This is a genomic window from Orientia tsutsugamushi str. Boryong, from assembly GCF_000063545.1.
Lineage (GTDB): Bacteria > Pseudomonadota > Alphaproteobacteria > Rickettsiales > Rickettsiaceae > Orientia > Orientia tsutsugamushi_C.
In genome coordinates this window covers 2,002,393-2,016,246 of sequence record NC_009488.1, presented here as the reverse complement: position 1 = coordinate 2,016,246, position 13,854 = coordinate 2,002,393, and the positions used below count along the sequence as shown (strand labels likewise).

At 34.0% G+C, this 13,854-nt stretch carries 11 protein-coding genes and 4 pseudogenes; all 15 read left to right on the top strand.

Features of this window, described 5'->3' with window-relative positions:
- Positions 1–375 precede the first annotated feature (375 nt).
- Entirely contained in the window at positions 376–1,695 is a 1,320-nt protein-coding gene (locus OTBS_RS09575) for a tyrosine-type recombinase/integrase (RefSeq protein ID WP_050897574.1), read from the top strand.
- A 55-nt stretch (positions 1,696–1,750) separates the two neighbouring features.
- Positions 1,751–2,086, top strand: coding sequence for a hypothetical protein (locus tag OTBS_RS09570; protein ID WP_011944246.1), 336 nt, complete (start codon positions 1,751–1,753; stop codon positions 2,084–2,086).
- Between the two features lie 26 nt (positions 2,087–2,112).
- Positions 2,113–2,637 carry a type IV conjugative transfer system protein TraE gene (locus tag OTBS_RS09565; protein ID WP_232489068.1) on the top strand — a complete coding sequence of 175 codons (525 nt, stop codon included), beginning with the start codon at positions 2,113–2,115 and terminating at the stop codon, positions 2,635–2,637.
- The gene (locus OTBS_RS09560) at positions 2,634–3,110 is read left to right on the top strand and encodes a hypothetical protein (protein ID WP_011945149.1); all 477 of its coding nucleotides are present in this window, start codon (positions 2,634–2,636) and stop codon (positions 3,108–3,110) included. Before OTBS_RS09565 ends, OTBS_RS09560 begins: the two co-directional genes overlap by 4 nt.
- 143 nt (positions 3,111–3,253) lie before the next feature.
- Positions 3,254–3,586, top strand: a complete 333-nt coding sequence (locus OTBS_RS09555) for a hypothetical protein (RefSeq protein ID WP_011945148.1) — start codon at positions 3,254–3,256, stop codon at positions 3,584–3,586.
- A gap of 53 nt (positions 3,587–3,639) precedes the next feature.
- Positions 3,640–4,971 (top strand): TraB/VirB10 family protein, encoded by a 1,332-nt coding sequence (locus tag OTBS_RS13395; protein WP_011945147.1) that lies wholly within the window; start codon positions 3,640–3,642, stop codon positions 4,969–4,971.
- On the top strand, positions 4,971–5,300 hold the full coding sequence (locus OTBS_RS09545; RefSeq protein ID WP_011945146.1) for a hypothetical protein: 330 nt from the start codon (positions 4,971–4,973) through the stop codon (positions 5,298–5,300). Before OTBS_RS13395 ends, OTBS_RS09545 begins: the two co-directional genes overlap by 1 nt.
- Positions 5,281–7,771: pseudogene (locus tag OTBS_RS15535) on the top strand (TraC family protein). Before OTBS_RS09545 ends, OTBS_RS15535 begins: the two are co-directional and overlap by 20 nt.
- Complete coding sequence (traW, locus tag OTBS_RS09535) at positions 7,768–8,427, top strand: type-F conjugative transfer system protein TraW (protein WP_011944619.1); 660 nt, start codon at positions 7,768–7,770, stop codon at positions 8,425–8,427. The pseudogene OTBS_RS15535 and the gene traW overlap by 4 nt, the downstream one beginning before the upstream one ends.
- 82 nt (positions 8,428–8,509) lie before the next feature.
- Positions 8,510–8,698 carry a hypothetical protein gene (locus OTBS_RS09530; RefSeq protein WP_011944620.1) on the top strand — a complete coding sequence of 63 codons (189 nt, stop codon included), beginning with the start codon at positions 8,510–8,512 and terminating at the stop codon, positions 8,696–8,698.
- Between the two features lie 50 nt (positions 8,699–8,748).
- A pseudogene (gene traU, locus OTBS_RS09525) lies at positions 8,749–9,695 on the top strand (conjugal transfer pilus assembly protein TraU).
- 80 nt (positions 9,696–9,775) lie between these two features.
- Positions 9,776–10,096: a type-F conjugative transfer system pilin assembly protein TrbC gene (gene trbC, locus OTBS_RS09520; RefSeq protein WP_011944350.1), complete on the top strand. Its 321-nt coding sequence runs from the start codon at positions 9,776–9,778 to the stop codon at positions 10,094–10,096.
- Between the two features lie 58 nt (positions 10,097–10,154).
- Positions 10,155–11,780: a conjugal transfer protein TraN gene (traN, locus tag OTBS_RS09515; RefSeq protein ID WP_232488837.1), complete on the top strand. Its 1,626-nt coding sequence runs from the start codon at positions 10,155–10,157 to the stop codon at positions 11,778–11,780.
- A 5-nt stretch (positions 11,781–11,785) separates the two neighbouring features.
- Positions 11,786–12,490 (top strand): annotated as a pseudogene (locus OTBS_RS09510) (conjugal transfer protein TraF).
- Positions 12,487–13,772, top strand: a pseudogene (locus tag OTBS_RS09505) (conjugal transfer protein TraH). The pseudogenes OTBS_RS09510 and OTBS_RS09505 overlap by 4 nt, the downstream one beginning before the upstream one ends.
- Positions 13,773–13,854 lie beyond the last annotated feature (82 nt).

Sequence of the window (13,854 nt, the reverse complement as noted above, 5' to 3'; positions counted from 1 at the left end):
ATCATGAGCTTTATACGCTTTATAAAATCTGCCATGTAGTTTGAGTTGATACATGAATTTAACTGTAGCCGTATTAATATTATTTGTCAATATGACAATAATATCTTGATGTTAATTGCGAAAATATAGCGTAAATTTATGTCTAATATTTGGCTAGTTGGAGTGCTAATTTTTAATCCAACAACTTGAATTTATAGTTGATAAAGTTAGAGTAACCTTCAGTTGATAATGTCGCTTAAAAATATTTTTTATTTTTACAAAAGTATTTGCTATGAAATAAAAAGCATACTACAGACTATAAGTTTAAGCTAATTTTAAAAATTAATAAGTTATTATTTAATTACTTCAATTTTAAATTAATGAAGGGTGATAAATATGCCAGTAACAGTATTTAAATTTACACAAGCAGCATTAAATAAAATGCAAGTACCAACCAAAGAAGAAAACACATTCCAATGTAGAGATGAAAAAGAAAGGAACTTAGTGTTTATAATATCATATACTGGATTTAGAAGACTATATTTAGGAATAAACATTAATGGCATGTATTATAAAATAAAAATAGGAGATTTTCCAGATCTAACGGTAGCAGAAGCTAGAAAAAAGATACAGCAGTTAAAAAGGGATATTGCTAAAGGAATAAATCCAATGGATGAAAGACGGAAGATAAATAAAGAAAGAAGAGAAAAAAGAGAGAAGAGGCTTAAATTAAAGAATGAACTAACATTCAGACAGGTGCATGAAAAATATACTGAATATAGTAGTCATCATCACAGAAGTTGGAAGAGAACCTCTGAAAGAGTAAAGATATATGCAGCATTTTTATACAATAAAAAGATATCAGAGATTACCAAAGAAGATATTCAGAAAATTTTTGATGAAATAACAGCAAGAAAGCACTATGTAACAGCAAACAATATTCTTATGAACTTAAGTCCCATATTCAATAAAGCTATAGAGTGGGGATTAATAGATAAAAATCCTGTTCATGGAATAAAAAGGCATAAGCAAGAATCAAGATCTAGATATGTAACAAATGAAGAAATGGAAAGACTCATGAAAGTGCTTGTAGAGAAAGAAAATAGCCAATTAACAGAAGAGCAAAAACAATCAAAGATATCAGAAACTCTGTTTTTATTTATAGCTTTATTCACAGCAGCTCGTAGTGGCAATATATTAGCGATGAGATGGGACGAGATAAGCCTTAGCGAAAAAATATGGTGTATACCAAAAACTAAGAGTAAAAATGGTAAACAGCTATATATAGGGTTAGCAGATAAATTAATAGCAGTATTGCAAAACAGAAAACTATGCTCAAAAAGTGAATGGATATTGCCAAGTGTAAAAGACAATAGTAAACACATATCAAGTTCAACAATACATCGAGCATGGGCTAAGATTCGGAAAAAGGCTGGAATACCGAATGTAACAATACATGATCTTAGAAGAACGTTTGCCACTTGGATGATAAATAATGGAGAAACAGTAGATACAATATCTCAAATATTAGGGCATAGTAATACTAACACAACTAAAATTTATATTATACATAGTTTAGCTATGGCAAAAATCGCTACAAATAAAGTTGTCGAAAATATGCTGAGGATATTCGGTCCCAATGTTTGTTTAAACGAGATACTATCTGGAATCTTACCATCATTAAGTTTCGGAGAAGAAAAATTGACAACAACTTAGCTAAGTAGTTACTCTACATTAGATTTTGTAAATTTTTGAAAATCACAGTAGTAGCATGAGAAATCTCATGCTACAATTGAGGCTGAAGGTGATTATACAAAATCAAAAATTATGTTGGGCATTATCGAGGCCGTTGAAGTATATGGGTTTGAGCATTGACGAATGGGGAGTAGTGCTAGCTGGAGTAGCTCCAGGAATTGTACTACTAAACAGCAGGCATGCTAAATTAGGCCTAGCCTTTATGGTTGGAGGAATTGCTCTATGTTATTGCTTTAAGAAAATTAAGAAGGTATCTGAGAATTTTTTGCTAAAAAGTTTTTTAGTAGCTAAAGGTTTATTGCCAGCTCCATTAGGATATCCAAGGCTTTTGGGCAAAAAAGTTGGCAAGTAATGAATCATCTCTTTAAGTAAAATGCTATACAAGAGCTGGTTAAATATAATAAATGCTTACTTTCAGTAACTATATTGCTAGCTGCAGCTAATATAATTGCGATAATGGCTGCAATTACCAAAGAAGAAAAGTGGTTGTTAATTCCAGCAATAGAGCCTGATCGTAAAATGACGGTTTCATCGAAAAATTACCATGAAACCTATTTAAAGGAATGGGCAATTTATGTGACGAAACTCTTATTTACTACTTCTCCAAATGATGTAGAAAGACAAATAGCAGACATGAAAGTGGCATCTAGTAATACTGAATCTTTAAATAAATTTTTTCATGATCACTTGCAATTTGTTAAAGGTTCAAATGTGTCTTCAGTATTTTTTCCAAAGAAGGTTGAGGTGATGAAAGATGGAGTATTAATTAGTGGAACGCTTCGCTACTGGTTTAGCGATAGTAAACATATAGCTGTCAATAAGACTTACCTTTTGACTTACAAGCGAAGTCCTAATTACCTTTTGTTGTTAACTGGCGTTAAAGAGAATGGAATAAAAAAATGAGTATTAGAATTTTGAGGTTTATGATAGGGTTTATTGCTTTAGTCAAGTTTAGTGATGTATATGCGGTAGAATATGAGTTAGAAGTTGATAATTTGCTGAAGCTTGAGATTTCTGATAGTGGGCCAACAAGAATTAATCTTAAAGATGAAAAAATCAATGATATTTTTATGTATCCTCAAAATGCAGCCGAAGTTGTAGTTCATGAGTCTGGATGTTTGTTTATTGCTCCACGAGAAGAAGAAAAGAAGCTTTATTTAACAGTAATAGGAGAACACAAAACAATTCAAGATTTAATGTTAACTTTTACTCCAAAAACTCCAAGCCATGTAACGCTTGTTAATGCTGCTACAAAAATAGAGGAAAAGGATAATTCAAAACAAAACAATACCAATTTGTTCAGTAATGACGTTAATACAAAAGAATTAACAGCAAAACTTTCTAAAAAACAAAGTAGAAAGACTAAGAAAAAGTAAAACTGGCTTAAAATGCTAGTTTTTACTTCAAAGATATCAAGCTCTGCATCAAGCCTATTAACACTACTTCAAAGTAAAATTTCATTGGTATGGAATAACTAGCACTAGGAGAATAATGCAAAATTTACTAATAAGCAATAACAATGTTCATATATCAAAAATCTCGACTAAATATGCTAAAACCTACATTTGGAATACAGTGGAATAATGTAGTTGTAGGCCTGTTAATTATAATTACTGCTTGTGTTTTTTCTTTTGAGCCAGCATTAGCTGATACCCTTGAAGGACAGCTTAATAAAATAGACGGACTTTTTAGTGGAAAACTAAAAACAATAGGTATATCAAGCGCAACTATTTTATCATCGATTTGGGCTGTAGCCAGAGGGAATATAAAGCTTGCCGGAGTCATGGTAGCAATTGGTGTTATTTTAGGCTTTTACCTAGATTGGATTGCCAGTGGTATGAAAATAACTTAGCGTAAATTAATTTATTGATAAGTTAGAAACATCATTCAAAAAGCGGAGGAATAGTGCAACAGGACAATTCAGACAATGATAATACAAAAGAAGAAGATTTAGAGCTAAATGATAAACTAAAGGCTGAATCCGCTGTTAGGTCTAATAGCAAGTTATCAGAATTAGCGAGTATTATTCGCCGAAAGCCAGTAATTGCCTTAACTTTCATAAGCATCACAATAATGCTTGTGTCATATTTTTTATCTGAAAGTGGAAAAACGAAAGAATCTATAACTTTTACAGAAAATCGTGAGTCAAGAGAAGCGATTTCTGGAGTAGAACAAGCTGTAGATTTGAGAGCAAAATGGACAGAAGAAATACTTAATGAAGTCAAAACATTAAAAGATAGATTAGAAAGTGTAATAGAAAGCAGATATTTAGAAACTACAGCCAAAATTAATAATTTTAACCAAAAACTTGAGATATTGGAGAATCAGCCTAAGCAGAGTCTATATAATAATGATAGTGATGAATTTAGTTCTGATCTTAATCAGCATATTTTAAATTCACCGCATGATAACAAAACAGAGCAAGCTCCTGTACAATCATTTGTCAATCTTAGTAGAGCTAGATCTGAGCCAAAAAAAAATGTTGAGAACTATGTTACTAGCGGCAGTTCTGTTAGAGCTATCCTGCTTACTGGGGTCGTTGTAGGTACAGGGACAAACAGCTCTTCATCACCAGAGCCAATTGTTCTACAGCTATTAGATACAGCTATTCTTTACGATGAATATAAAACCGATCAAATCAAAAAGGCGATTTTAATTGGATCATGTAATGGAGAGATGTCCTCAGAGAGAGCTAAATGTCGCATCGAAACTCTTTCAGTAGTCAATAACCAAGGAGATATTATCGAGAAAAAGGTGGAAGGCTGGTTGATAGGTGAAGATGGACGTTCTGGAATTAAAGGAATCGTGGTAGATAAATCGTCTAAAGTAGTAAGAATGGCTGCATTAAATGGAGTATTTAGCAGTATAGCTAAATTTCTTCAGACTAAGGCTATTAAGCCTGATATGACAACGGCTCCAACGTTAAATATAATGACTCCAGGTCAGGCTCAATCAGAGTTAAGTGTTGGAGATGCACTAAAATCTGGAGCTTATTCTGGAGCTAGCAATGCTTTTGATAAGTTGGCTGATTTTGCTATAAAACGAGCTGATTCCATGAGCCCAGTCATTGTTGTTGCCTCAGGTAGAGTCATAGATGTTGTGTTTAAAAAAGGTTTTGACTTATGCGAGCACAAAAAGAAGTTAAAAAATTCAACTTATGTACCATCAACTAGCCATGAAAAAGTTAATTTGCATAATAAATTCGACCAATCACAAAAGTTAGAGGAGCATTTATAATGAAGCTTTTATTATTGCTATTGGGCTGTATGAGCCTAACCAGCTTCTTTTTCGAAAGTAATTTTGACTGTAAAATTCCTAAAGGTCAAAAATGTAAGTCTTTATATGAAATAAAGAAAATGGCTGCTCAAGGAGTTTTTGACCCTGATAATCTTGAGAAAGTTGAAACATCAAAAATTAAATCAAAAAGGCGTTGTGTTCTATACTGTAAGCGATCTAAAGCAGTTCAAGGTGTAGATGTTGTTCACAAGTCGCCGAAAAAACCAAAAAAATATCTTATTAATTTATTTAAATCAAAACAGAGTCAAGGTGAACGCAAGCATACATAAGGATTTTGATCGAGAAAGATTTTCTAAACACTTTGTCTATGAATCGTATGATGAGGAGACTCAGCTATTCTTTAATCGTGGTTCAATAGGTTTTGTATTGCTTGCATGCCCATTGGCTGAAGCTAGTGTTTCGGCTCAAAATGAAATTGCTGAATTTCTAAAAAGTGATGAAAATTTACCAGCTGAAAGTAGCATGCAAGTCTTAATGATTGGTAGTAATAATATCGAACATTTTTTAAGCAACTGGCAGTTATATCGTAAAGGAGAGATATTTATTGAGTTAGCCAACAAAAGAACAGAGTTTTTGCGTGATCAAGCTCAAAAAGTAGGTTCTATAAAGGATGTAGTATTGTTAATTTCAGTTACTATACCTAATTTAAATGCAAATATCGATGATATGATTCGCAGACGAGATGCTTTAAAAGATACGTTTAGGTCCATTGGATTAAGCACTGACAATGTGAATGCACAGCAATTATTAAAGTTTCTGAGAGTAATATTTGGCTGGCCTGAAGAAGAACATTCGAATATTAATGAGTATGAAATATTGTCTGAACAAATTCTAAGTGGAGATTTTTCGTTATTTGAGAATGATGATTGTGTAAATGTAAATAATGATCAAATATTTATCAGCCTAGAAGCTCGAAAAAGGCCTGCAGAGTGCAAATTATCTGCCATGGATCTGTTTTTAGGCAATGAAATGCGTCGTGATGAATATATAAAATCAAATTTCCTGATTCATTTTGGTTTACAAATGTTGCCAAATCAAGCAATGGAAAGAACTGCAGCCATAACTAAAAGAGAGGCGCTAGAAAGAAATATTAATGCAGGAATGGGTAAATTTTTTTCATGATATACAGCAAGAAGCAGAAGATTTAGCTGATGTAGTAGCTGCTTTACAGAGTGGTGATAGAGTAGTTAATATTCACTTCAATGTTATTATGTTTGATAAAACAAAAAAGGCTAAGCAATCTGCATCAGCTTTTTGTTCGATGTTAAGACGCAGTGGATGGTATTTTGTTCCATGCAAATATGATCATGTAGCCGTGTTGCTAGCAGCGCTGCCAATGCAATTGGTTGAACAAGGTCAAAGAGGTGTATTGGGTCAAAAAACATCAGGAGTTGGAGTAGCCCTTTCTAGCTTAGGTAGAGGCATAAAAACTGTTTCCGTAGAGAGCAAAGTATTATTACCAATAATTGGTGAATGGAAAGGTGATTTAAGCTCTCCAGGTATGTTGTTAGCTGGCAGACGAGGCCAAATAATGTATTGGTCTCCTTTTGGTGGAGCTTTATTACCTGCATTAAATAAGCATGGAGCAGCTCCAAATGAGAACTTTAACCTTTGTATAGCTGGAGTTCCAGGGTTTGGAAAATCTGTTTTTATGCAAGAACTAATGCTATCAGTTTTAGGAGTTGGTGGTAAAGTTTTTGTTCTTGATTACGGAAGATCATTTAAGCGTACATGCTTGATTCTAGGTGGCAGCTACATAGAATTTGACATGAAAAATCCTGTATCAATTAATCCATTTTCCGAAGTACCAGAAGATGATAGTGCAAAGTCTATAGAAGCTAGATCGGATTTTTATCTAACTTTCCATCTATTTTAGCTACTATGGCTGCTCCACAGTATGGAACAAGCGATTTACAACAACCAATGCTTACAGAGAGCTTTGATATCAGTCTGGCAAAAAAGTGGCTCTAAGGCTGAAATAACCGATATTGCAGACTGGTTATCGAATAGAGAAGAATCATATGCTAAAGAACTTGGAAATATGCTTTTTCCTTTTACTAAGGATGGTCAACATGGAAGATTTTTTAGCGGTAAAGCTAAGTTATCATTGAACTCTGATATCGTAGTAATTGAAACTGATCATTTAAGGTCTGTACCAGAGCTGCTAGCAGTGATAGTTCAAATCATGATTGTTCATATTAATCAAACAATGGTCAAGGGAGATAGAAGTAGACCATTTTTAATTATGATAGATGAAGCCTGGAAGCTATTAGCTGGAAAGCGTTCAGGAGAGTTTATTGAAGAAGCTGGCAGAATAGCTCGAAAATATAATGGATCGATTGCTTTAGCTACTCAGCAACTCACGGATTACTTTCGTCAAGAGGGCTCTGCGTCTGAAAAGGCCTTTGAGAACTCATCGCATAAGATAATTTTGAAGCAAAATTCGGAATCCTTTAAGGCGATGCGAGCTAATCCAAAGCTTGCAGGCTTTGTTGATGAAGATTGGAAGCTGAATTTACTGCAATCTGTACATTCAAATCCTCCATATTATAGCGAAGTAGCAATTTATAGCCCTAATGTCTCTGGTGTGATAGGCAGATTAATGATTGATCCATTTACTCTACTGTTAACCTCAACGAATGCTAGAGATTATCAGGCTATAGAAGATCATATGGCTAAGGGTATGAATGTCAGTGAGGCAATTAATTATGTGATAAGAGAGCGAGAAATAATTCCATGAAGCACCAGGTAATGATGAGTATAGGCGCATTCTTTGCTTTATTTGCTGTTGCTTATCAGGTAAGTGATACAATGGCTAATTCATTAAATGCTGATATAGGTGTTGAGATTAAGGATTATGGTACTAGAGGGCATGTTTTTCCAATCATTGAGGAATCATTACTGGAGGTGATTATGGCTAAACTTAATGCTGCATCAAAAAGTGGATTGTTGAACCAAATGCAGCTGGAATTTCAGGAAAAAATTAGGCAAAAAATCATGAGACCAGTTCCAGTAAAAAATTTGAGTAAAGCTACTGAAAATAAAACGCGAATATATGATTCTACCTATGTTCAAAAGGATGACATTAAGACAAAAAATGGTATAATAATAGTAAGGAGAGGAACTAAAATAAATCCTTTAGAGATGATAAATTGGGGTGAACCACTAATATTAATTGATGGAGATGATGAAGATCAGGTCGCTTGGGTAAAATCAAGACCAGGAAAGATAGTGTTAGTTAATGGAAATCCTATTGAACTGAGCAATCTATTAGGCCGACACATATTTTTTGATCAATTTGGTATGTTGATTAGAAAATTTAAAATACAAGCTGTGCCAGCCATAATAGAGCAAGAAAATAACGTGCTTAAAATTAGCGAAGTAAGCACCTATTAAAACCATATGACGTACGATGGAAGTACGCTGTAAATAGTATAACTCAATATACTAGTCGATTCAACTTAAAAGAAGGTTTTATATGAAAAGTTGGAAATTACAGCAATTAGAACAAGATCTAGTCAAAATATTCAATTATACGCTTATAAGTGGTGAAATACAGGAGATAGTAAATTCGAGTGGTGAAACTGCATATTTAGTGCCAGGTGTAAAAGATATAGAAAATACTGCTAGCAAATTTCGAAAATATAAAAAAAGGAAGTATACATAATCAAGAAAAGCTGGTAAGTGAAGGAACTGGTAATTTTGTTAGCGATAGTAATGTCTATAACAGCTAATAACTGTTATGCAGCTGCTGGATGTGTTGGAAGATTTGTAAATCCTATAACAGATGTATGTTGGAAGTTCTTGTTTCCAATTACTATAGCTGGATTTAAGGTAGTTAGCAGTTCAATGCCTGATACTAATGCTTCTGGTAGACTTATATGTCTTTGTCCTAAGCCAGGGATTCCAATACCTGTACCTGGTATATTCCGGTAGGATTTTGGGAGCCAGTACGCCTTGTAGATGTTACAAAGTCGCCAATGTGTATGGTAAGTCTTGGAGGTTTGTCATTTGGAAGTGCTACTCAAAAAGGCATGAAAGATGATGCTGAAGGAAGTGCTTTTTATCACATTCATTGGTATGTCTATCCTGTGATTTATTGGCTGGAAATTTTGCTTGATTTTATTTGTCTGGAAATGGCTGCAGTCGATATAGCATATTTAACAGAGTTTGATCCATTATGGAGTGATGACGCTAAATCTGCGATTTTAAATCCAGAAACGCTGTTGTTTCAAAATGTAGCTGCTTATCAAGCATGTATAGCTGATTGCATGAGTTGTGGCGCTGGTTTATTAGCAAGTGATTATGCTTTTTGGTGTGCTGAATGTCAAGGAATGCTTTACCCTTTTACTGGAACAGCTGCGGCGCATAATGGTGGAGTTGGAACATCTGTATTAATGGTAAGTAAGTTTATGGCTAGAATGCATAGGCAACTGATGTTATGGGGATATTATGGTTATAAAGGCTTATGTGGCAAGTATCCCATGCCTATTATGAAGAAAAGTCAGTATCGACTACAAATGACTTATCCGATTCCAGAAACCAGATCCTGCAAGAGCATAGGCCAAACAGAAGCTACATGGCAGGCTGGAAGAGAATTTCCAGTTAATGGTGAAGATTTTGGTTACTTGATTTGGCGAAAAAGAGATTACTGTTTGCTTTGATAAGGGTTAGAGAGGAATATGGTTATACGAGTAATGATGTTGATGGTTTTATTATTTGTTAATAATGCTAATGCTTTTTTTTGGGCCAGCAAAAAACTTTTATTTTTGTCTCATTTTCAATGAGTGATGAGGCTTTAAAAAGCTATTTTGCTGAATCTCAAAAGGCTGGAGCTCAATTGATTATGCGTGGGTTAATTAATAACTCATTTACACAAACAAAGAATAAAACTATGGAGCTTGGTATTAGCTTCGATATAGATCCTAGCTTGTTTGAACAATATAAAATTGATGTTGTTCCTGTGATAGTAATAGATGATGAAAAAAGAGGATTAACCAAGAAATTAACTGGCCATATTCCTTTAGCAATAGCATTAGAAATTATGAATGAGAATACTCAATGAGATTATTATCTATATTAACTTTTTGATAGTGCTCAATATTAGCTGTTGTTTAGCTTCAATGCAAAGCAGTTATAATGAAGCTAGCAACTATAATGTAAATCTTGGAAATTCTTCAAATACACAAGAATTATTTCATCAAGGTAGTAATGTCAATTATCCTAACAATGATGAGGATTTAACCTACCATGGCCGTAATCAGCTTGGTACAGAAAGTGGGGCAATGTTATTTCAAGCTGAAAACAGTAAAAACAATGCCTTAACTCAACATAATATCAACGATCAAAATTATATGATAGCTAATTCAATGAGAATTGAATCTGATCCTTTAAGTGCCCTTGATAGCAGTAACTTCGTAACTCAAACAAGTAAAACTAATACTGAAATTATTCAAAGTTGTAATGAAGGTAGTAATTTTAACATTGAACTTATTCGAGAATTAAATGTTGAGTGCAGATTAGAGAATGTATGGCTTTCTTGGCAAAACCGGCAAATGGAATTTGCAACAGAAGAAATAAAGGAGAATCATAGTAATTGGCTTAAGAGTCGTAGCGATGTCTATGATGATGAATTAGGTGCACAAATATACTGCCTAGTAGATGATCCCGAAGCAATTGTAAAACAAATGAAATGGGCTATTGCTAATAGGCTTGGTGTATCTATACACCATATTGGTAGAAATTTTTTATTAGAAGTAAATGAAAAAATATGTATACTTCACTATGACTACAGAGATAAGACTCAAGAACTAAGGAAAGTAGCAGAATATTGGCAAGTTTTAAACCCTGAACTTGAGCAATTAACTGAGAGTAATGAATGCTATGAGGTCAATAGAATCAACTATGATGGTGGTGATAGAGTATTTTTTGACAAGTTTAAAGTCAATCGTCCATATTGGAAACAAAAGATTCTTTTTTCTTGTACTAGCGATCCAAAAGATGGCTGCAAACACCTTAAAATTCAGAATTGTGAATTAAAAAACAGCACTTGCCAAAAATCAGTAGCAAATATTTGTTTACTATGGCAGCACGATTATAGCTGTTCAACTGAGAAGCAAACAATGCTACACTCATCGTTGCATAATAACTCAATCTTTTGTTTAGGAGGTAATTGCAACACTCCAACTATTATACCAAATAGAGATATAGCTAAAGTAGCTCATCTAGCGATGCTAAATCAGATGAGCAAGGACATTAAAACAAATCCCGTTTCTGTATTTTCAGGTAAACATCGAAAATGCAAAAAAGATGTATTTAGTTTTTTGAATTGCTGCTCTTCAATGACTGGCTGGGGGCGTGATATAGGCTTATCGCAATGTAAGTCTAAGGAACAAGAATTAGCTTTATATAGGAAAAAAGGTTACTGCTACTATATTGGAACCTACTGTTCTTCAAGAATTCCGATATTAGGTATTTGCTTAGCTAGAAAGTCTACTTATTGCTGCTTTCAGTCGAAACTTGCAAGAATTTTTCAGGAAGAAGCAAGAAAACAGCTAAAAATGAACTTTGGTACACCTGAATGTCCAAAGTGTAGAGGCCTTACTGTTGAAGAGTTACAAAAAGTTGATTTCACTAAAATCAATATGGATGAACTATTTGGAGATATACTCACTAAGGCTCAAAACAGCATGAACAAAGACATTATTGCAGGAATCAAAGATAAAGTTCATCGTATGCAACAAACTTAGTCTAAATGAGCAGATTATTAATGTTTATGATATTAATTAGTCATTTATCCACTGTTGATGCTTCACCAACAAGATTTTTATGGTACAATGATAAACATGGTCATGAGCTTGATGACTCTGCTGCTAATTCTAAGTTGATGAGTAGGCCTCATGACCAGAGAATCGAGGAATTAAAGGAGCGATTTAATCGAGCTTAGCGTATAGCGCTGGATAATCCAACGCTCGAAAATGTGATTACAGCTCAAAGATTGCAGAAGCAAATCATGGAGAAGGCTCATAAGTTTGCTACTATGTGGCAACTAGCTACTCTACTTGATTACCAACTGATTAATGCTAATGAGCCTGCTAATAGCTTACATAGAAAGCTATATCAAGAAAAATCAGAGCAAAAAAATGATTTCAAACTCAAAAACATTGCTAAAAACTGGGGATTGATTTTGCAAGTTAAACAAGATTGCTTGCTCTGTAAGGCCTTTATGCCTATTGTTCAGTGCTTTGCTAATAAATATGCATTTCAGTTGCTAGCTGTCAGTAAGAATAATGAGTTGCTTAATAAACTAAATCCTAAGCATATTGTACCTGTATTATATTCAGTAGCTAGCGATGGTAAAAAAATATATGCAGTAGCTAGAGGCATAATCTCTGAAGATAAAATTATCGACAATATTCTAGCAATCGATAGATATTATCATAAGTTGGAGACTACATGAGCACCAAAATCAGAGTTTATGCCATTACAATGCTATTATTGCTACAAGCTCCAGTATCACTAGCTTGGAATATCGAAAACGTATTTCAAGGAATGAGTATTAATGTCACAAGATCTGGATCATATCAAGATCAAGCGGCTGGCGGATTATCTGCCAGAACAAGCCAAACATCATTTCAGCCATTTGCTATAACTCCACCATCTTTAAACATGAGCTGTAGCGGTATTGATGCCTATCTTGGTAGCTTCTCTGTTATTTCTGGAGAAGAATTAGTTCAATTGATGAAAAACATTGGTTCTCAAGCTAAAGTCTATGCTTTTTCATTAGGATTAAAAACCTTTGCTCCTCAAATTGAGAATGCTCTCAAAGACTTACGTAATCTAGCAATGGAGATGAATCAATTTGCTAAGGGAGATTGCAAATTAACAAAAGCATTATTTGCTACAGCTTTACCAAGAAACTCAGCTATGAGAGAAGCTGTTTGCCGTGATATACAGTCACAAAGCGGGTTTGATTATTTTGCTGCTGGTAAAAAATGTCGTAATTATTTAGATCAAAAACAAGCTCTGCGACAAGCACAAAATAAGGATTCAGAGTTATGCTGGATGATTATAACATCTTCACTAAAGCAGCAGCAAAGGTTGGAATACCATCAAATATGCGTGATTCAATCATGTCTATGACTGGCACTATCGTGGTTACAAACAATAATGTGTACTTTTTTGACTCCTTAGCTCAGGATGAAAAAAGTTGGATTAGTCATTTAAAAGGTGGAGAATCAGCTTCAATTTACAGCTGTGATAGTGTTAGTTGCCTGCATCCAAGCCTACAACGAAATATCACAATATCACCAGAGCAGTCTTATGCAGGTAAAGCTAAGCAAAAATTGACTGATCTAAAAAATAAGTTTGATAAGAATTCTGAATATAGCAACTCTGAAATAGCCTTTTTATCTTCGATTGGAGATATATTTCCAATTTATGATTATATCACATTAGAAGCTATTTCTGGAGTCACAATTTTAGAGATCTCATCAGAATTAATAGCTAGCTATACATTAGTTCAGCATTTGAAGGAAGTAATCACCGAAATACGTAGAGCCGTTACTTCACTAGGTGCTAAGCAAGTTTCGAATGAACATTTAGAAAGATATTTGAAGGAATTGAATCGAGTACAACTTTTTGCAAATGAAAAATGGACTAGCCTACAAACCGATGCAAGTCGAATAGATAAAAGGGCTAGATTAATAGAGCAGCATTTAATAGCGAAGGAGAAAAGTTAATGGATTACGTAATATACACATTTGGTGGTGGAGATCTGTTATGGCATGTGTTTAATGGCATAGGCAGAGGTCTTTGCTTCAA